Origin of the sequence: Arthrobacter gengyunqii (assembly GCF_023022985.1) — a bacterium.
Lineage (GTDB): Bacteria > Actinomycetota > Actinomycetes > Actinomycetales > Micrococcaceae > Arthrobacter_B > Arthrobacter_B gengyunqii.
In genome coordinates this window covers 1,311,633-1,330,950 of sequence record NZ_CP095461.1, presented here as the reverse complement: position 1 = coordinate 1,330,950, position 19,318 = coordinate 1,311,633, and the positions used below count along the sequence as shown (strand labels likewise).

The window sequence follows — 19,318 nt, the reverse complement described above, 5'->3', positions numbered from 1 at the left end:
TGCCGCAGCTTCGCGGGCGGAGCCCGTGCGCGGACTCCCTGGCTGCCCTACCATGGCAGCAAACGCCCATGCCCTTACAGAAGAGACATTCCATGCATAAAGCTATTGTGGTCCCCGCGCCCGGCGGCCCGGAAATCCTGCGTTTCGAAGACGTGGACCTCCCCCAGCCCGGCCCCAAGGAACTATTGGTGCGGGTGGCCGCGGCCGGAGTCAATTTCATCGATACCTACAAGCGCAGCGGCGTGTACCCGATGGAGTACCCGTTCATTCCGGGTGCCGAGGCTGCCGGAACAGTGGTTGCGGCCGGCCGTGATGTTACGGCGTTCCGCGAAGGCGCCCGGGTTGCCACCGCCGAGGGCGGGGGCACTTATTCGGAGTACACCATCATGGAGGCGGACAAGGCGCTGCCGATCCCCGACGGCGTCAGTGATGAGATTGCGGCGGCGCTGCCCATGCAGGGCATGACCGCGCATTACCTGTGCAATTCCGCTTTCCCCGTCGAAGAAGGGCAGACGGTCCTTACCCACGCCGGTGCCGGCGGCGTGGGCCTGCTGCTGATCCAGCTGCTCAAGGCCAAGGGGGCCACGGTCATCACCACGGCATCCACCGATGAGAAACGGGAGCTGGCCCGCTCCGCCGGTGCCGACCACGCCCTCCCCTATGACGGCTTTGCCGAGGAAGTCCGGCATCTGACGGACGGCGCGGGTGTGGACGTGGTGTACGACGGCGTGGGCAAGGCAACCTTTGACGGCTCCCTGGTCAGCCTGCGCAAGCGCGGGATGCTGGTGCTGTTCGGCGGGGCCTCCGGCCAGGTGCCGCCGTTCGACATCCAGCGGCTGAACTCCTCGGGGTCGCTGTACCTCACCCGCCCCACGCTGGGCGATTACCTGCTCACCCCGGAGGAGCGGCAGTGGCGCGCCCATGACCTGTTCGAAATGGTCCGCGAGGGAACCCTGGACGTACGCATTGGCGCTACTTATCCGCTGTCCGAGGCAGCGCGGGCCCAGGAGGACCTGGAAGGCCGGAAGACCACGGGCAAGGTGCTGCTGGTCCCGTAAGGCGCGCGGCCATGCTGGACTTTCCATGTCGGCAACTCTAGAGTTGCCGACATGGAAAGCCACGGCCTCGACCCACGGACCGCGAAACTGCACCTCGACACGCTGCAGGCCGACGGTGCCGTTGCCGGCGCCCGCTCCGGAGCTCCGTTCTGGTATGTCTTTGCCCAGTCCCTTTGCATTGCCGGTTTCGTGACGTCCTTCGGGCTTGGCCGTTGGGAAGCAACGGGATTTTCAATTTCTGCCGTTCTTCTGGTGCTGCTGGGAATGCTGCGGCCGATCATTACCGGCACCCGCGCTGACCCATGGGCCTACCGCGCCTCACTGTTGGTGGGCATCAGACAGGCCGCAATCGTAGCGGTCGGGGTGGTGTTGGGCATGTTTGCCGTAAAGCCGGCCGATTCGCCCGTGCTGCTGGGCGCCGCCGTTCTGGTGACCTTCATGGGCAGCCTGGTGCTTGGTCTTCGGATGGAACGGGCACTGGTCCGCTCCATTACCGAGGGCGCCTGATGCCGGCCAGCGCCCGCTTTGATGACGTTATTCACGGTGCGGTCAGGCTGCGGATCTGCGGGATGCTTGCACGTTTGGGAAGCACGGAATTTGCCCTGCTGCGGGACACCCTCCAGGTGAGCGACCCGACGCTGAGCAAACACCTGAAACACCTGGAACAGGCAGGTTACGTGCAATTGCTCAAGGGACCGGGCTTGGCCGGACGAACCCGCACCTGGGCTGAACTTACCGACAAGGGGCGAGATGCCTTCGAGGGCCATGTCGCCTTCCTGCGCGAAGTCATCGATTTCGGAGAGCACACTTCTTCCTGAGCCTCAATTCCGCGGCACGCACGTAGCAGGCACGTAGGCGTTACTCGTGATTGAAACCTGCCAATGACATTTACTGAGATCGATATCTGCAAGGGTGCTGGCTGTTGGAGCCGGTATCCCGATCCCGTAAGAGAGTCTCAAATGTCGTATGTATCCGTCCCGTCCCATCAGGAAAGCCCGACGGGCGCCCGTCTCCCGCGCCGAGCCGAAGGGGCGTCCGCATGAAAATATCGCTTATCACTGAGGGAACCTACCCGGCCGTTACAGGCGGAGTCAGCACGTGGTGCGATCAGCTCCTGACCGGCATTCCGGAGCACGACTTCGATATCGTCGCCTTGACCGGCAGCGGGGCCGACAAACCCGTCTGGAAGGTACCCCCGAATGTCCAGGCAGTTCGACTGATTCCGGTCTGGGGACCCGCTGCCTCTCCGCTTCGCCCCCACCCCCGGCGCCGGAGGTGGATCGACTCAACTCAGTATGAACTGACCCGGCTGTGGGACGCGGCCCTGGGATCGGAGCAGCATGACCCGGTGGGGCGAACCGCAAACGCCCTGCAGCACCTCGTTGGCATTAGTGACCGTGTGGGATTGGCCCACTCACTCGCGACCCGTGGATCCGTGGCACCCATCATCGCAGCTTGGACACAGCATGTGGTCAGCACCGGCGAACCTCCCATCTCGGTCGCAGACGCGGTCATGGCTGCCAGCATCGTGGACCGGGCTCTCGCGCTCGTCGACCACCGGCTTGGCAACGTCGACGTAGTCCATGCCTCAAGCAACGGCCCCTCGTCACTGCTGGCCCTGGCCCAGTCCTGGCGGCACGGCACTCCGATTCTCTTGACGGAGCACGGCGTTTATCTGCGCGAACGCTACCTTGCGCTCTATGGGGCCCATTTGTCCTGGCCGGTGCGGCGCGCAGTGACCGCATTCCTGCGGCGGCTGTGCCAAGTGGTCAATGTGCAGTCACACATGGTCCTTCCCTTGAACCAGTTCAATGCCCGCTGGGAGCGCAGGCTGGGCGCCCTTCCGGACCGTATCCACACCATTCCCAACGGCGTCGATCCGTTGACCTTTCTGCCCGTTACCAGTGAACCGGATCTGCCAACCATCAGCTTCGTGGGACGCATCGATCCCCTCAAGGACCTGGAAACGCTGATATCCGCTTTCGCGCTGGTTCGTGAGCAGGTGCCCAATGCCCAACTGCGCGTCTTCGGGCCGACCCCCAAAGAGAACGCAGCTTACAAAGATCTGCTGGTTGCGATGGCCAACGCCCTCGGGGTAGCCGAGGCAGTCCATTGGGAGGGGCCCAGCAAAGGCAGCCGGCCTGCCATCGAGGCCGGCCACGTAGTAGCGCTGTCCAGCGTTTCAGAAGGCCTGCCGTTCACGCTGATCGAAGCGATGATGTGCGGCCGCGCCACGGTCAATACTGATGTCGGAGGTGTGGCCGAATGCCTGGACGAACAGCAGACAACGGGCATGCTGGTTGCCGCCCGGGATCACGTTGCTTTTGCGGATGCCTGTGTGGCCCTTCTCACCAACCCGGAGCTCAGGGCGTCCATGGGGACGGCGGCACGGAAGCGTGCGCTCTCCGAGTTCACACTCGAAAAATGCCTAACGAGCTATCGGGAGGCCTATGCTGCGGCCCGTGACGGCAGATTGCTCCGGCGGCGACAAAGCCCTGCCATCCTGGTGCCTCCCGTGCCGTTGCTGGCACCGTCGGTTCCGATGGGTGCCGGCGCAGCTGAACTGAGGTTGTCGGCATGAGCGCGGACAGCGTTGCGGTGCATGGAAAGGGAAAGCCTGTGGCGGTTTTTGAGAACGAGCACGCAGGGTTCGATGCCGTTGATGTGTACGAGATTACCGCCCGCCTGGAGGCATCCGGGATCAGCGACCGCACTGCACGGAAACGCCACGGGGCCAAGGATGTTTTTGACTACGCACAATCCCTTGTTCAAGTACGTTCCGCAGCCCAGGTTTCCGGCCCCTCGGAGTCCTGGATTTCCCGGGATGCGCTGCTGGAGGCCGTCAGGCGCGGCATTGTCCTGGTTTTAGGTGCTTTTCTGGGCGGCCTCACCGCCACGGTAATGGCAGCCAACACCCGGGAAGTCCTGGTTGCCGGCATTGGTGCCTGGATCATCGGACAATCGATATCGGGAATTGTCTGGGCACACGCCGGCGCAGGCCAGGTGAACCGCGGAATCGCCCGCGGAACCGGCGCAACCATCGTCGTCATGCTCGTTCTGGCTTGTTACATGGCGGTGTCACTGGTCATTCCCGGTCAGGACGGAAGCTGGGCGGGCCTCCTGATGGCCTGGTGCTGGTATTCCTGCGTCGTCTCCATGCTCGTGATCCTCGGCCGTTCATGGTACCTGCTGACCATCCTGTCCGTTGCTGTCACGATTGCCGCCTTGACGCTGGTCCTCGGTCACTCCGCTGCCCTGCCCATCGTTGTGTCCGTTGCCGTTCTGGTGCTGGCCGCAGTCACGCTGGCCTTGGTGACGCACCTCCGGACGAGCAGCGACCGCCGCTTGTTCGGACGCGGAAACTGGCTGGCTGCCGTCGCACCGGCAGCCCAGGCATCCTTCCTTGCCGCCGCCCTATCGGTGGCTCTGACCCGGATGCCGGCTTGGGAAGGAAAAGCGCTCGTGGTCGCGACAGTCATCGCCGCGGCTGCCACGGATCCGGCCCTGGTGCTCATGCGCCAGCGGCTTGTCTGGTCCTCCAACCGAACACCGCTGCTGCGGCACGCAGCCCGGAATGCACGCTCGCTCACCATGGCAATGTCCGCGGCGATAGTTGTCATATCGGCTTCCGTTTCCGCCCTTGTGGTCATTTTCCTGGTCGGGGACACCCGGGTTGCCGCCACTGTGCTGGTGGCTGCCGCCTTCAGCTCCCTGGCCACGACGTCCACCACACTGGCGGCGTTCGGGCTGCCTGGCAGCGGAGTCGTTTTTGCCGGTGCCGCGTTTCTTTCTTCGGAAGCCTGGATAACAGGGGGAAACGCAGCTGGCATACTCGTAGCCATGGCCTTCCTGGTCGCCGGCATCGGCGTGCTGCTGATGCGCGTTTCCGATCCGAGGACGTACGCGTGAGAAAAGCACAGACCGCTGTTCCCTGGTATGTCCATCCTGCCGAGGCTCCGCAGGAATGGTCCTGGTTGGCCGCTCAGCGCCGAAAGATATCCTTTGCCGTTCTCAACGTCCACGACGGGCCGGGAAGCGACGACGATGAGTACTATCCCGCCGCCGTGGCGGAACTGCGGCCGCGCATACAGCTCCTTGGCTACGTACGGGTCGACTACGGAAACCGGCCCGTGGCGGACGTAGCCCGGGATATTCATTCCTGGCAAAGGTTGTACGGGCTCGACGGAATCATGCTCGATGAGCTTCCCTCCGTTCCGCAAAGCCTGGCCCGCTGCGCTCAGTACGCCGCAGCGGCACGAAACGCAGGAATCAAGTTTCTGGCAGCCAACCCCGGCCGCTTTCCCACGCTGGCGCACATGGATCTGTTCGACGTCACGGCAGTTTTTGAGGGCACGGCCGGGTCGTACGCGGAGTTTGCGCAGCCTGCATGGGCGCGCGACGTGCCGCCGGCGCGGATGTGGCATCTGGTGTACGACTGCAGCCCCGGAGAGATCGCCGTCGTCCGCCTTGCCGCAGGAAGCCACGGCGCAGGGCATGTCTTTGCCACCGACCGCTCCCTGCCCAATCCCTGGCGCGGGACCCCCACCGCTGTTTCGGAGCACTTGGTTGCCGGTCATCGAGGTGCCCGGCGTCTCGCTGCCCGGCGTGATGCGGTCCGCCGGTGAAAGGACGCCCCGGTGCCAGGGACCGCCTTGTCGCTGTGGTGACCGCAGTGTTCCTCCTCTTCTCCCTGGGCGCGTGCGCACCGGCCCCTGACGGCGCAGCAGGGGCCATCCCGGAAGCGCGGACGAAGGCGGATTCCGCACGGTGGATACCTGCTCCGGCCCTCACCTGGCAGTGGCAGCTCAGTGGTGCCCTTGATCTGTCGGTGGACGCTGACATCTACGACGTGGACTACGAGACAACAACGCCAGCGGACATACTCGCGTTGAACACTGAAGGCAGGCGCTCGATCTGCTATTTGTCGGTTGGTTCCTGGGAGGACTTCCGGGGGGACGCGGGCCTGTTTCCGGAAGCGGTCCTGGGGAACACCCTGGATGGCTGGCCGGATGAGCGGTGGCTGGACATCCGCCGGATGGACGTTCTCCTGCCGATCATGGCAGCACGCATGGATACCTGCGCGGCGAAGGGATTCGATGCCGTGGAACCGGACAATGTTGACGGCTATGTCAATGAGACGGGCTTCCCGCTGAAGGCGGATGACCAGTTGGCCTACAACCGGGCCGTTGCAGAACTGGCCCATGCCCGCGGATTGTCGGTGGGCTTGAAGAACGACATCGACCAGATTCCCGAACTGGTGGATGACTTTGATTTTGCCGTCAATGAGGAGTGTTTTCGGTACGGGGAATGTGAGGCATACAAGCCCTTTGCCGACGAGGGGAAGGCCGTTCTGCACGTCGAATACCAAGGGTCGCTGGACTTTTGCGCCGAGTCCCGGCGGATCGGCCTGTCCTCCATGCTGAAACCGCTGGATCTTGGGCCGGCCAGGTCCTCCTGCTGAGCGGCATTTCCCTCAAGGAGATACTTCCGGATCACTGTTCGTGACCCGCCCTCCGCTGCCACACTTATGCTGACCCCGGAAAACGTGGGTGGCGGACCGGACGGACCGCCTGCGCCCAGACAAGGAAGCAATCATGGACGGAAATCTCGCCCCCTCGGCACCGCCGGCACTGCACGAGTATTACCGCATCATGTCCGAGGGGCCGGAGGCCTTTGGCGACGGAAGCACCCTGCGCCCTCTCCTGTCCGAGCGGCTTGACTTCACCGGCGCCATGGCCGGCCACCGTCCGGATGCCACTGAGGGCTTCTTGCAGGGAGTCAGCGGCTTCATCGCAACTGTGGAAGGCCTCGACATTCTCCGGGAGGTTCACGACGAGTCATCGTCGGCAGTACTCTACGATGCCGCCATGCCTGGCGGAAACGTGCGGTTCGCGGAGTTTTTCACCTTCGACGGGGCTGGGCGCATCGATACCCTCCACGTCCACTATGACGGCGCGGACTACCTCGCCAAGGGCGGCCGCTGAGGGCATCGGAACGGCGAAGGGCCCCGCCGAAACCCGGCAGGACCCTTCAGCGCACCACAGCTGTCAGCGCTGGACGGCGCCAAACCGTTCGGCTGCCAGGGCTACTGCGGCCGCCCGGGACTCTGACGCCTCATCGGCGGTCAGGGTCCGGTCCCCGGCGCGGAAGCGCAGGGCGAAGGCCAGGGACTTGTGCCCCTCTTCAATGCCCTTTCCGGAGTAGACATCGAACAGCGCGATGTCCTCAAGAAGTTCCCCGGCGCCTTCGCGCAGGGTTTCAAGCACCGTCTCGGCGGGGATGGACGCCTCCACCACCAGAGCAACGTCCTGGGTGGTGGCGGGGAACGAGGAAATCGCGCGGGCCACGATGACTTCGGGTGCGGCGTCGAACAGTGCGTCGGCGTCGAGCTCCAGCGCCACGGTGCGGGCCGGCAGGTCCCTTGCTGCAAGCAGCTTGGGGTGCAGCTCGCCGGCGTAGCCCACCGTCTCGCCGCTGCGCAGCGAGAGCTTGGCGGTGCGGCCCGGATGGAAGGCCTGGTGTTCGCCCTGGCTCACCACCAGTTCCACACCGAGCACGTCGCCCATCAGGCGCGCGGTGTCCACGGCATCGGCCCAGTCCCAGGCGCGCGGTGCGTAACCGGCTCCGGGCTGCGACTCGTGGCCGGTGAACAGCACGCCGATGTGCAGCGGCTGGTCCGGAACACCCTCGTACAGCGAGTCCAGGACTTCCTCGGAGGGCTTCACGCCCAGCGGCGGAATTGTTGTCGTCCCCAGCTGCTCACCGGGCAGGAAGACCGATCCGGATTCGAACAGGGCCAAATCCCGGAAGCCGCGGGAGAGGTTGCGCTTGGCCACCTCGAACAGCCCCGGCAGCACCGAGGTGCGCAGGTAGCCGAACTCCGCGCTGAGCGGGTTGGCCAGCTTGACCGCGGCAGGCGAGGTGCCGGCGTCGGGCGTTCCGAAGGTGTTGTTGTCCTCCTCCGTCACGAACGGGTAGGACAGCACCTCGGTCAGGCCGGAAGCGGCGAGGGCCTGCTGCAGGCGGCGGCGCTGCTGCTGGATCCGGGTCAGGCCGCGGCCGGGAGGGGCCGTGGGCAGGGTGGAGGGAATGTGCTCGTAGCCCACCAGGCGGATGATTTCCTCGGTAAGGTCCTCGCGGGTTTCCAGGTCCGTGCGCCAGCTCGGCGGGGTCACGGAGTAGCCGGCAGCCGTTTCCGCCACCTCGGCACCCAGGTCACGCAGTGTTCCGGTGATCTGGTCCTTGCTGAAGTCGTAACCGATCAGCTTGGAGGCGAAGTCTGCGGGCAGGTCGATGGCCTTGGCCTCGGGCCTGGTGCCGGCGTCGGTGATGGACGCGTCGGCGGTGCCGCCGGCCAGTTCCACCAGCAGGTCGACGGCGCGCTGCGCTGCGATGTCCGCGATGTACCAGTCAACGCCGCGCTCGAAGCGCTTGGACGCTTCCGAGGGGAGCTTGTGGCGGCGGCGGGAGCGTCCAATGGACACTTCCTCGAAGTGTGCGGCCTCGATCAGGACGTTCTGCGTGGCGTCGGAGACCTCGGTGGCGTTTCCGCCCATGACGCCGGCAATGCCAATGGCACCGGACCCGTCAGTGATCAGCAGGTCCTCGGGGTCCAGGGTGCGGACCTTGTCATCCAGGGTCTTCAGCGTTTCGCCCGGGTTGGCACGGCGGACCACAATCTCGCCGGTGAGCTTGTCCAGGTCGTAGAAGTGCAGCGGCTGGCCGAGCTCAAGCATCACATAGTTGGAGATGTCCACGACCAGGGAGATCGAACGCATTCCGGCCAGGCGCAGGCGCGAAGACATCCACGGCGGCGTCGGACGGGTCGGGTCCACGCCGCGGACGGTGCGGGCCACAAAGCGGTCGCATCCGGCCTTGCCGTAGATCGGGGATTCGTCGGCCAGGCGCACCGGGTACCCGGCGCCGTCGGCTTCCGGTACCTCCACCGTGCCGGCGGGGTCGGTGAACCTGGTGCCTGTTGCGTGGGCGTACTCACGGGCCGCGCCGCGGATGGAGAAGACGTACCCGCGGTCCGGAGTGACGTTGATTTCCGCGGCCTGGTCGTAGAGGCCAAGCAGGTCCATGGCGTCGGTGCCGACCTCGGGATCGAGTCCCAGGGTGGAGAGCACCAGGATGCCGTCGTGGTCTTCGCCGATGCCCAGTTCGCGCACGGAGGCGATCATGCCGGCGGACACGTGGCCGTAGGTCTTGCGCGGGCTGATCCGGAAGTCTCCGGGCAGCACGGCGCCGGGCAGGGTGACAACAACCTTGTCCCCTACCTCGAAATTGTGCGCGCCGCACACGATGCCCTGAACGCCGGACGGGTCAATGCCGTCACCGGTGAGCGTCTGCTCGGTACCCTCGGGCACCACGCGGACGGAGCACCAGTTGATGGTCTTGCCGTTCTTCTGCGGCTCGGGCTCCTTGGAGAGCACCTGGCCAACAACGATCGGGCCCGAGAGTTCGTCGGTGGGACGGTGGACGTCCTCTTCCTCCAGGCCAACCTTGACCAGTTCGGCCATGACGTCTTCGGCGGTTGCGTCCGCCGGAACCTGGGCATACTCGCGCAGCCAGGAAAGTGGGATTCTCACTTAGATCTCCATCCCGAAGTGTTCGCTGAAACGTACATCGCCCTCGATCATGTCGCGCATGTCCCCCACTTCGTTGCGGAACATCAGTGCGCGCTCAATACCCATGCCGAAGGCAAAACCTGAATAGACCTCGGGATCAATGCCGGCCGCGCGGAGCACGTTCGGATTGACCATGCCGCAGCCGCCCCACTCGATCCAGCGCGGGCCGCCCTTGGCTCCCGGGTGCCAGATGTCCAGCTCGGCGCTGGGCTCGGTGAAGGGGAAGTAGTTCGGGCGCAGGCGCACCTTGGCTTGATCGCCGAACAACACGCGGGTGAAGTGCTCCAGCGTGCCCACGAGGTCTGCCATGGTCAGGCCCTTGTCGATGGCCAGGCCCTCGAACTGGTGGAAGACAGGGGTGTGCGTGGCATCGAGTTCATCGGTGCGGAACACCTTGCCCGGGCACAGGACGTAAATCGGCAGCTCGCGTTCGAGCATGGAGCGGACCTGCACCGGCGAGGTGTGCGTGCGCATCACCAGGTGGGCTTCGGGCGGCTCAACAAAGAAGGTGTCCTGCATTTCACGGGCCGGGTGGTCCGGCTTGAAGTTCAGTGCGTCGAAGTTGAACCACTCGGATTCGACCTCGGGGCCTTCGGCGATTTCCCAGCCCATGCCCACGAACACGTCGATGACGCGGTCCTGCAGGGTGGACAGCGGGTGGCGCCCGCCCATGCGGCGGCGGCGCGGAGCGGCGGTGACGTCGACCGCCTCCTCAACCAGGATCCGCGCGTCGCGCTCTGCTTCCAGCTCCACTGTGCGGGCGGCGAGCGCGGCGTTGATGCGGCCGCGGGCGGGGCCCACAAGCTTGCCGGCGGCGGACTTCTGGTCCTTGGGAAGGGAACCGATGGTGCGGTTGGCCAGGCTCAGCGGCGACTTGTCGCCGGCGACGGCGATGCGGACGTCCTTGAGGCCATCCAGATCAGCGGCGGCGGCAATCGCGGCGAGCGCCGCTTCGACGGCGGCGGCAACTGCCGCTTCATCCAGCGGGTTGGGCGGTTCGGGGACGGTGTCTGGGGAGTGCGTCCCCGGTATGGAGTTCGACATGTACAGTTCTTACCTATTTCCGGCCCTGTTGATGGACGTTTTGATGGGCGTTGGGTGTATGAAAGCAAGCGAAAATGCCCGTAGCCTCCAGTCTAACCAACCCAGCCTGCGAACCGGGGCACGGCTCCCCGGGGTGACCGTCCCGTGACGTGCCACCGGTCCGCTCCTAGACTGTGAAAGTGGATCTGCGCCGACTATTGAATACCCTCAACCTGACGACGCCGGCAGGCCTGCTGCTCGCCCGGGCGGGAGGATGCCCCGTGGAGCACGGACCTGACGGACTCCTGCTGGCAGGCGGCTGGACCTTTCCCCTGCCGAAGGCCGCAGCCTTCACCGTGGGCAACGTGATCCTGTACCGCGATCGGGTTGCCCGGTCCTTTTTGCCAGGTCCGGACGGTCCCAGCGCCCTGCTCCGGCATGAGGCACGGCACGCCGGCCAGTACGCCGGCCTGGGGATGGCCTTCCTCCCGCTGTACTTCCTGGCCGCTGGCCTTTCCAAGCTGAGGACCGGGGATCCGGCCTCGGGCAACGTCTTCGAACGTCTGGCCGGACTGGAAGACGGCGGCTACCAATAGTCCCTGTCCACCGCTTCCTATTAGAACATGTGTTCTAATAGTGGTCATGAGATGGCAAGCGCAGGAACCCAAGGCCGCGGGTGCCGAGGACGCACTCCTCGCACTCCAGGGCGTGGTGCGCAGCGTGAAGACCCCTGAATTTGCCGGCATCACCTTCCACGAGGTCATCGCCAAATCCGCCCTCAACAAGGTCGGTAAAACCTCCGGCATGCCGTTCGGCTGGACCATCAACCCCTACCGGGGCTGCAGCCACGCCTGCGTCTACTGCTTCGCACGGAAGACACACACCTATCTGGACCTGGACAGCGGACTTGATTTCGACAGCCAATTGGTGGTCAAAACCAACATTGCCGAGGTCCTGCGCCGGGACCTGGCACGGCCGTCCTGGCAGCGGGAGCATGTGGCGATGGGAACCAACACCGATCCCTATCAGCGGGCCGAGGGCCGCTATCGGCTCATGCCGGACATCATCAAGGCGCTGGCAGCTTCAGGAACGCCGTTCTCCATCCTGACCAAGGGCACCCTGCTGGCACGGGACATTCCCCTACTGAAAAGCGCCGGCCGGGACACCGAGATTGGCATGGGCATTTCCCTGGCATTGCTGGATCCGGATTTGGCCCACCGGGTGGAGCCGGGCACCCCAGCACCCAAAGCCGGCTGGACCTGATCAGCAGGCTGCGCGACGCCGGACTTCCATGCTCCGTGATGGCCATGCCCATCCTGCCCTGGCTAACCGACGGCGACGAATCCCTCGACGCCCTGTTCGGTGCGCTGGCCGCAGCGGGCGCCACCGGGGTCACTGCCGGAGCACTGCATCTGCGGCCCGGTGCCCGTGAATGGTTCCTCGGATTCATCGCCCGCGACTACCCCCATCTGAGCGGCAAGTACGCCAGGCTTTACGGCGGCGGAACCTATGCCTCCAAGGAATACCGGCAGTGGCTGGCCGGCCGGGTGCAGTTCTTTCGGAAAAAACACGGCTTCACTGCCAAGGCTCAGTTTCTCCCCGTGCGGGGCAGCGCGGCATCTGAAGCCGGCCCGCCCACCCGTGCCGCCGGAGAGGGCGGCGAAGTCGGCGCAGCGGGAATGCCGGGGCAGGCAGAACTACCCCTCTTCTGAGGGGTGCACATCTGCTGGGGGTCTGCACAGCCTATGAGGAACGCACGGTCTCCAGCATGGCGCCAACGATCGGCAGGTCAGCCGGAATCCAGGCCAGGGCATCCAACTTCTCAGGATCAAGCGCAACCCACCGCAGCTCATCGTGATCCTCGAGCGGAGCCGGAGTTCCTTCGGTGACCTCGGCGAGCCACACCCGCATCGCAGCCTTCGCATTCAACGGCCACCCCTGTGGACCGGGTCCGCGCACCTCCGCGCCGAGCCGAACCCGGATCCCCAGTTCCTCGTCCAGCTCCCGGTGCAGGCCTTCCTCGCAGGTTTCCCCCGGCTCCACTTTCCCGCCGGGAAACTCCCACATTCCGGCATACTGCTCCGGTGCGGTGCGCCGGGCGGCCAGCAGTTTCGTGGGAGCGGCCAGACTGTCCACCACAGCGGCACCGACAACTTGTTTGAGTTCCGAAATATCCACGGATCGAGTCTACGGGCCGCCCTGGACTAAGCTTGCCCTGACAGCGCTGTTGCGGGACTCCCGCCCAGCACCCGGAGGCCATCGGCCCGGTGCACTGCGCGTCCTTCCCCACCTTCACTGTTTCGTTCTCGTGGCCCGCTTTCCACCTCCGGGCGGCGGCAATGCTCTTAAACCGCATCCTTTCCGAAAGAGTTCAATGTCTTCAGCACCCGCGCTCAATGCCAAGCGGGCGTCCCTGGCCATCTTCGCCCTCGCCGTGGGTGGATTTGCCATCGGCACCACCGAATTCGCGATCATGGGCCTGCTCCAGGAGATGGTCACCGATCTGGGCATTTCCGTGCCGGCCGGCGGCCACGTCATCTCCGCTTACGCCCTGGGCGTGGTGATTGGCGCTCCGGTCCTGGCGGCCCTGGGCGCCCGAATGCCCCGGAAGAAACTGGCAGTGGGGCTGATGATGGTTTTCGCCGTCGGAAACCTGTCCTCGTTCTTTGCCCCGGATTACCACTGGCTCCTGGTCAGCCGTTTCGTCTCCGGCCTGCCGCACGGAGCCTTCTTCGGCGTCGCCGCGGTCATCGCCGCATCCCTGGTCGCTCCCACCCGCCGTGCCCGCGCCATATCGATGGTGATGCTCGGACTGAGCATTGCCAACGTCGTCGGCGTTCCGTTTGCCACCTGGCTGGGACAACAGGCCGGATGGCGCTGGATGTTCGTCCTGGTGGGATTGATAGGACTGCTCACGGTCATCCTGATGGTGCGCTTCGTACCGCACCAGGCGACGCTTCCGGGCGCCAGCATCCGCCGCGAACTTGGCGCCCTGCGCCGGGTCCAGGTGTGGCTGGCCCTGCTGGTGGGCACGGTGGGCTTCGGCGGGTTCTTCGCGGTCTACGCCTACATCTCGCCGACCATGACCCATGTTGCCGGCTTTGATACCGGTCTGCTGCCATTGATTGTTGGGCTGTACGGTCTGGGCAACGTGGTGGGGAACATTGCCGGCGGCCGGCTCGCGGACCGCAACGTCATGGGCAGCATCTACGGGATCTTGGCCGGCACCGTCCTCATTCTGGCGTCATATGCGTGGCTGGTGCAGTACAAGGCCGGTGCACTCGCCCTGGTTTTCCTGGTCGGAACCATCGGTTCCATGCTGGTTCCGCCGCTGCAGACGCGTCTGCTCGATGTATCCCCCGACGCACAGTCCCTGGCGTCGTCCCTGACCCACTCCGCCCTGAACATGGCCAACGCCCTCGGTGCACTCCTGGGCGGACTCGTCATCGCCTGGGGCTGGGGCTACCGCTCCCCCGCCATCGTCGGAGCCGTCCTGGCCTTGATGGGACTGGGCATCGCCCTGTTCAGTGGCCTGCTGGACCGGAAGGGTCAGAAGGAACCTGCCGGGGCTGACGCGGCGCATACACGTCCGGTTCCAGGTAAATCACCCGTGCGATAGGCACTGCCGCCCGGATCCGTTCTTCGGCTGCGTTGATGGCTTGAGCGATGTGCTCTCCTGTCTCGCACTCGTCCACGGAAAGCTTCGCGGCCACCAGCAACTCCTCCGGACCCAGGTGCAGGGTCTTCAGGTGGATGATCCGCGTGCCGTCGGCGGTGATCGCTTCCTCGATGCTGCGCACGTCGCCCGCAGTCGCCGATTCACCCAGCAGCAGCGACTTGGTTTCCACGGCCAGCACTGCCGCGATGGCCACGAGCAAAAGGCCGATCATGGCCGTCCCGGCTGCATCCCAGACACCGTTCCCGGTGATCAGGGTCATGCCGACGCCGAAGAGCGCAAAGAGAAGCCCCAGCAATGCGCCGAAGTCCTCGAGCAGTACCACGGGCAACTCCGGGGCCTTGGCCGTGCGGACAAACTCGGTCCAGGACTTCTTGCCCCGGGTGCGGTTGGATTCGCGCATGGCGGTCCGGAAGGAGAAACCCTCGGCAAGGATGGCACCCACCAGAACGGCCAGCGGCACCCACCACCACTGTCCTTCAATCGGGTGGGGGTGCTGCTATTTGGAGTATGCCTCGTAGAGGGCAAAGAGGCCGCCCACGCTGAACAGGACTATGGAGACGATGAACGCGTAGATGTACCGCTCGCGGCGTACCCGAAGGGATGCTCCGGGCTCGCCTGGTGGGCGGCGCGTTTGCCGCCCACCAGCAGCAGCACCTGGTTGCCGGAGTCCGCCACGGAGTGGATCGCTTCGGCAAGCATGGAGGAAGATCGCGTCAAGGCGAACGCCACGAATTTAAGGACTGCAATGGCGAGGTTCGCGGACAAAGCCGCAACCACCGCCTTGTTACCGCCGCTGGCAGACATGATGGAACCCGTTTCGCAGGTGTGATGGCCCCGTCGCGGGGAATCATCGTGGGCTCACTTTACCGTTCGCAGGGTACTGATCAGTTGCCGCCAGCTCCAGGAGAGTCCGGAGCACACAACAAATACGGGAAGGCCTCAGCGAGATACTGGACGGGACTCAGCGAGATACGGGAAGGCTTCAGCGGTTTTGGGCACGCGCCGAAGCGTACAGGCACACGGTCGCGGCAGTTCCCACGTTCAGGCTCTCGGCGCGGCCGTACACGGGCACCGCTACGCGGTAGTCGGCGTCAGCGAGCTGGCCGTCGGACAAACCCTGCGCCTCGTTGCCGAAAAGCCAGGCCGTGGGGTTTTCCAGGCGCGGCTGGGAAGATCCGGGTGCAGCGGCGCCCTCGTCGTCGTCGGCCTGGGCCTGCTGCGGAGCCAGGCGGCGGAAGGCGCTCTCGTCCTGCAGCCGGTCAAGGTCCACATTGCCGTAACCGTCCGCAGCCAAAACGGTCAGGCCGTGGGCGCGGAAGGCAGACATGAGGAAATCAAAGTCGACGCCGGTGACCACCGGCAGATGGAACAGCGAGCCGGCGGTGGAACGCACGGCTTTGGGGTTGTGGATGTCCACGCTGGAGGCCGTCAGCACCACTGCATCAGCGCCGGCGGAATCAGCGGCGCGCAGGATCGTTCCGGCGTTACCGGGATCGCGGACTTCGCACATGACGGCGATCAGCCGAGCGCCGGAGGAGAGCACATCATCAAGGTCATACTCAGCGATGCGGCACACCGCAACGATGCCCTGCGGCGAAATGGTGGTGGCCATAGCGCCGATGACTTCGTCGGTAGCCATGCGCAGGGGCACATCAGTGGCCAGTTCAGCCAGTTCGGGCAGCCGGTCCAGGCAGGCATCCGTAGCGAACACTTCCAGCACGACGCCGGTGCCGCCGCTTTCGACGTCGGCCCGGTGCGACAGCAGCGCCTCACGGACGGACTGCGGCCCTTCGGCCACAAAGCGGCCGGTCTTTAAACGCGCTGGGCGCCCGGCCAGCTTCGCTACATCCCTGACCCGATCTGCTCGGGGGTTGGACATTAGCGGAGCCGGCGGGCGCCCATCGATACTCATGATCGGCTAATAACCGATTTCTAGCCCTGGAACTTCTGGCGGGATTCTCCGCCAGCAGGCTCCAGGCCGGCAGCCTTGGCTGCTTCGACGGAGTTGAACCAGTACTCGGCTACAGTCTGCTCGTACCAGGTGGAACCCGGAACGTGGTACTTGCCGGAGCCCAGGTTGCCCTTGATGACAAAGCCCTCGGGGGCATCGCCCTCGGAAGCCTTGAAGCCACCCTTGGCGTCGGCAACAGCAGCAGCGGGCTTGGAGGCAACCGGAGCGGCCTTTGCAGCCGGAGCAGCGGCAACGGCCGGAGCGGAGGTGTCGGAGGGCAGGGCGTTCTTGGCGATCTGCACCAGCGTGGCGAAAGCGGCTGCGTCGTTGACGGCCAGTTCAGCCAGCATGCGGCGGTCAACCTGGATCTCAGCGGCCTTCAGACCCTGGATCAGACGGTTGTAGGTCAGGCCGTTGGCGCGGGATGCAGCATTGATGCGCTGGATCCACAGGCGACGGAAGTCACCCTTGCGCTTGCGGCGGTCGCCGTAGCTGTACACAAACGAGTGCAGCAGCTGCTCTTTGGCCTTGCGGACCAGGCGTGAACGCTGTCCGCGGTAACCCTTGGCGCGCTCGAGAATAACCCGACGCTTCTTGTGGGCGTTTACCGCCCGCTTCACACGTGCCACGTGCGTACTCCTTTAGATAAATCTCCCGTGCACGGCTGAGTGCTCGGCCTGGTCTTCAGGCCCGGGAAAGCTTGGTGGGGTGACGGCAGCCCAAACGGGCCGCCTGTCGAGGGGGAAGAACTAGATGCCCAGCATCTTCTTGATGACCTTGGCGTCTGCCGGGGCAACAAGCTTGTCACTGGCGAGGCGGCGCGTCAGCGTGGACGGCTTGTGCTCGAGGTAGTGGCGGCGGTTGGCCTGCTGGCGCTTGAGCTTGCCGGTACCGGTCAGCTTGAAGCGCTTCTTGGCGCCACTGTGGGTCTTCATCTTCGGCATGACTACCGATCTCCTTTGGTTTCCGCGGGACTGGCCCGCGGGGCTTTGGGCACCTTTGCAGGTGCCAGGGGTTACTGGACGCCGGGACGTCCTGCGGGAAAAGCTGAGACTTTACTCCGCAGTTCCGGGCTTGTTCTGGCTTGCTGCGCCCCGTGAAGGAGCAGCCTTGCCAGCAGGTTTGGAAGCAGTTGCAGGCTTGGGCCGGGCGGCAGGCCTCGGTGCGGGCTTCATGGCCGTGGGCTTGGGCACTGCTGCCGGCTTGGGGGCCGGTGCGGGCTTGGACTCGGCCGGGGCGGCAGCCGGAGCTGCTGGTGCTGCAGGTGCTTCAGCGGCTGGCTGGGGAGCCGGAGCCTTGGCAGCCTGCGCCGCACGGCGTGCATCGGAAGCAGCTTTTTCAGCTGCAGCCTGTGCCCGCTTTTCGGCCATTTCCTTGTCAGCCTTTTCCTTCTCTGCGCGGGCCTTGTCGGCTTCGGCAGCGGAGGAACCAAGACGCAGGCCATCCGGCAGAAGATCCGCCAGGCTCTGCGTCAGCGGCGCCTTGTTCTCAGCGGAAGTGTCCACACGAGCAGGAGCCTCGCCGTTCTTGGCTGCTTCATTGGCTGCCTTGGCGTCGGCACGCTGCGTAGCGCGGCGGGCTTCGGCCTTGGCCTCAGCCTTGTTCTTCAGCGGGCCGATAACCATAACCATGTTGCGGCCGTCGATGCGCGGGGTGGACTCAACCACACCCACCTCGGCGACGTCGGCTGCGAACTTGTTCAGCAGCTTCATGCCCATTTCCGGACGCTGCTGTTCGCGGCCGCGGAACTGGATCATGGCCTTGACCTTGTCACCGGCTGCGAGGAAGCGCATGGCGTGCCCGCGCTTGGTTTCGTAGTCGTGGGTGTCAATCTTCAGACGGAACCGGATTTCCTTCAGGACGGTGTTCGTCTGGTTCTTGCGTGCCTCACGGGCCTTGACAGCGGCTTCGTACTTGTACTTGCCGAAGTCCATTAGTTTGCACACCGGAGGCTTAGCCTGCGGTGCCACCTCAACAAGATCCAGGTCGGATTCGGCTGCCAGACGCAGGGCGTCTTCGATACGGACAACCCCAACTTGCTCTCCAGCCGGTCCTACCAGCCGCACCTCAGGGACGCGGATTCGATCATTGATTCTTGGCTCGCTAATGTTGCAGCTCCTGTTTAATTCAAAACGGCTACCGCCTGCAACTGAAGAAGGCCCCCAATTGCACGCGCAATCGGAGGCCTCGAGGGGTCGGCGGGTGCCGCATCAGCAGCAACCTCCCGGATTGGCTGGCCAGGCAATGCCTGGACCCACCACCGGGGGCCGACCATACCCGGCAACTCTGCTTCTGCACAGGCGCCCTAAGGCACGTGGACTGAAGATTCAGGCTGACGCGGGTGGGAGGAGTCTCCGCTTGCATACTGGCTGATGCGAGACAGTCAACATCCGCTCCGTGAAGAGCGGTGCCTGCAAAGGCGCTGAAAGTAACGACAACCAGTCGGTCTGTGACAAGCTTACCAGTATGAGTACCCCACAGAGCAACCCGGCGGGCGAGCACACCCGCCATTCCTTCCCCGGAACCACGGAAGAGGTGCACGCCCCGTCCGCTGAAGAGCAGGAAGTGGCGGCCCAGATGCGCGACATCGCCGAGGTTCCCGCTATTGAAGTCATCACCACCGCCGCAGTGCACCTGATGAGCGCCGCCGCCGTCAAGTGCGGCTTGGCGGACGGCGACGACGCCGAAGAGCTGAAGGACCTCGACGAGGCCCGCAAGCTGATCACCGCCCTGGCCGGTTTTGTGACCGCTGCGGCACCCGAGATTGGCAGCCAGCACGCCGGTCCGTTGCGCGACGGACTGCGTTCGCTGCAGCTGGCTTTCCGTGAGGCCTCCGAACTCCAGGACGCTCCGGGCAAGGGTCCGGGCGAAAAGTTCACCGGTCCCGTCAACTAGTTCTTCCGTTTCCCCTGAGCCCGGTGGGCCCGCCGTACGCGGCGGGCCCACCGGGCTTTTCCATATCCGCGTCCGCATGGGC

18 protein-coding genes and 2 pseudogenes are annotated in these 19,318 nt (G+C 65.0%); 12 read left to right on the top strand and 8 right to left on the bottom strand.

All coding sequences use genetic code 11. The features are described 5' to 3' along the window. Nucleotides 1–92 precede the first annotated feature (92 nt). The 8 genes from MUG94_RS06060 (at nt 93) to MUG94_RS06025 (ending at nt 7,042) form a co-directional block, all read left to right on the top strand. Nucleotides 93–1,058 carry a quinone oxidoreductase family protein gene (locus tag MUG94_RS06060; RefSeq protein ID WP_227908195.1) on the top strand — a complete coding sequence of 322 codons (966 nt, stop codon included), beginning with the start codon at nt 93–95 and terminating at the stop codon, nt 1,056–1,058. A 51-nt stretch (nt 1,059–1,109) separates the two neighbouring features. Further along, nucleotides 1,110–1,565, top strand: a complete 456-nt coding sequence (locus MUG94_RS06055; protein WP_227908194.1) for a hypothetical protein — start codon at nt 1,110–1,112, stop codon at nt 1,563–1,565. After that, entirely contained in the window at nt 1,565–1,876 is a 312-nt protein-coding gene (locus MUG94_RS06050) for a transcriptional regulator (RefSeq protein ID WP_227891159.1), read from the top strand. The genes MUG94_RS06055 and MUG94_RS06050 overlap by 1 nt, the downstream gene beginning before the upstream one ends. A 221-nt stretch (nt 1,877–2,097) precedes the next feature. After that, nucleotides 2,098–3,639 (top strand): GT4 family glycosyltransferase PelF, encoded by a 1,542-nt coding sequence (pelF, locus tag MUG94_RS06045; RefSeq protein WP_227908193.1) that lies wholly within the window; start codon nt 2,098–2,100, stop codon nt 3,637–3,639. Continuing rightward, nucleotides 3,636–4,967 carry a hypothetical protein gene (locus MUG94_RS06040; RefSeq protein WP_227908192.1) on the top strand — a complete coding sequence of 444 codons (1,332 nt, stop codon included), beginning with the start codon at nt 3,636–3,638 and terminating at the stop codon, nt 4,965–4,967. Before pelF ends, MUG94_RS06040 begins: the two co-directional genes overlap by 4 nt. Further along, entirely contained in the window at nt 4,964–5,683 is a 720-nt protein-coding gene (locus MUG94_RS06035) for a spherulation-specific family 4 protein (RefSeq protein ID WP_227891162.1), read from the top strand. The genes MUG94_RS06040 and MUG94_RS06035 overlap by 4 nt, the downstream gene beginning before the upstream one ends. Next, entirely contained in the window at nt 5,680–6,519 is an 840-nt protein-coding gene (locus tag MUG94_RS06030; RefSeq protein WP_227908191.1) for an endo alpha-1,4 polygalactosaminidase, read from the top strand. The genes MUG94_RS06035 and MUG94_RS06030 overlap by 4 nt, the downstream gene beginning before the upstream one ends. 133 nt (nt 6,520–6,652) lie before the next feature. After that, nucleotides 6,653–7,042, top strand: a complete 390-nt coding sequence (locus MUG94_RS06025; RefSeq protein WP_227908190.1) for a hypothetical protein — start codon at nt 6,653–6,655, stop codon at nt 7,040–7,042. A gap of 63 nt (nt 7,043–7,105) precedes the next feature. Here MUG94_RS06025 and pheT read toward each other — a convergent pair whose 3' ends face one another. Together pheT and pheS are read right to left on the bottom strand one after the other, a co-directional pair. Next, nucleotides 7,106–9,649: a phenylalanine--tRNA ligase subunit beta gene (gene pheT, locus MUG94_RS06020; protein ID WP_227908189.1), complete on the bottom strand. Its 2,544-nt coding sequence runs from the start codon at nt 9,647–9,649 to the stop codon at nt 7,106–7,108. Next, a complete protein-coding gene (gene pheS, locus MUG94_RS06015; RefSeq protein WP_227908188.1) occupies nt 9,650–10,732 on the bottom strand; it encodes a phenylalanine--tRNA ligase subunit alpha in 1,083 nt (360 codons plus the stop codon). Nucleotides 10,733–10,911: 179 nt separating this feature from the next. Between pheS and MUG94_RS06010 the strand changes: the two genes are divergently transcribed. Further along, entirely contained in the window at nt 10,912–11,307 is a 396-nt protein-coding gene (locus MUG94_RS06010; protein ID WP_341482161.1) for a hypothetical protein, read from the top strand. 46 nt (nt 11,308–11,353) lie between these two features. Then, a pseudogene (locus MUG94_RS06005) lies at nt 11,354–12,423 on the top strand (Rv2578c family radical SAM protein). Between the two features lie 31 nt (nt 12,424–12,454). Here the strand turns inward: MUG94_RS06005 and MUG94_RS06000 are convergent. Beyond that, entirely contained in the window at nt 12,455–12,883 is a 429-nt protein-coding gene (locus MUG94_RS06000) for a (deoxy)nucleoside triphosphate pyrophosphohydrolase (RefSeq protein WP_227908212.1), read from the bottom strand. A 202-nt stretch (nt 12,884–13,085) separates the two neighbouring features. Here MUG94_RS06000 and MUG94_RS05995 point away from each other — a divergent pair, with 202 nt between their 5' ends. Continuing rightward, the gene (locus MUG94_RS05995; RefSeq protein ID WP_227908186.1) at nt 13,086–14,330 is read left to right on the top strand and encodes an MFS transporter; all 1,245 of its coding nucleotides are present in this window, start codon (nt 13,086–13,088) and stop codon (nt 14,328–14,330) included. Here MUG94_RS05995 and MUG94_RS05990 read toward each other — a convergent pair. The 5 genes and pseudogenes from MUG94_RS05990 to infC all read right to left on the bottom strand — a co-directional run bounded on the left by MUG94_RS05990 (nt 14,236) and on the right by infC (nt 18,407). Beyond that, a pseudogene (locus MUG94_RS05990) lies at nt 14,236–15,194 on the bottom strand (cation diffusion facilitator family transporter). The gene MUG94_RS05995 and the pseudogene MUG94_RS05990 sit on opposite strands and share 95 nt — an antisense overlap. 178 nt (nt 15,195–15,372) lie before the next feature. After that, nucleotides 15,373–16,302 (bottom strand): TrmH family RNA methyltransferase, encoded by a 930-nt coding sequence (locus MUG94_RS05985; RefSeq protein ID WP_423724385.1) that lies wholly within the window; start codon nt 16,300–16,302, stop codon nt 15,373–15,375. A 20-nt stretch (nt 16,303–16,322) separates the two neighbouring features. Continuing rightward, nucleotides 16,323–16,970 carry a 50S ribosomal protein L20, sunset domain variant gene (gene rplT / locus MUG94_RS05980; protein ID WP_227891171.1) on the bottom strand — a complete coding sequence of 216 codons (648 nt, stop codon included), beginning with the start codon at nt 16,968–16,970 and terminating at the stop codon, nt 16,323–16,325. Nucleotides 16,971–17,090: 120 nt separating this feature from the next. Beyond that, a complete protein-coding gene (gene rpmI / locus MUG94_RS05975; protein ID WP_104055427.1) occupies nt 17,091–17,285 on the bottom strand; it encodes a 50S ribosomal protein L35 in 195 nt (64 codons plus the stop codon). 111 nt (nt 17,286–17,396) lie between these two features. Then, nucleotides 17,397–18,407, bottom strand: a complete 1,011-nt coding sequence (gene infC, locus MUG94_RS05970; protein WP_247098840.1) for a translation initiation factor IF-3 — start codon at nt 18,405–18,407, stop codon at nt 17,397–17,399. A 400-nt stretch (nt 18,408–18,807) separates the two neighbouring features. Between infC and MUG94_RS05965 the strand changes: the two genes are divergently transcribed. Next, nucleotides 18,808–19,236 (top strand): DUF1844 domain-containing protein, encoded by a 429-nt coding sequence (locus tag MUG94_RS05965; RefSeq protein ID WP_227891172.1) that lies wholly within the window; start codon nt 18,808–18,810, stop codon nt 19,234–19,236. The last annotated feature ends 82 nt before the right edge of the window (nt 19,237–19,318 follow it).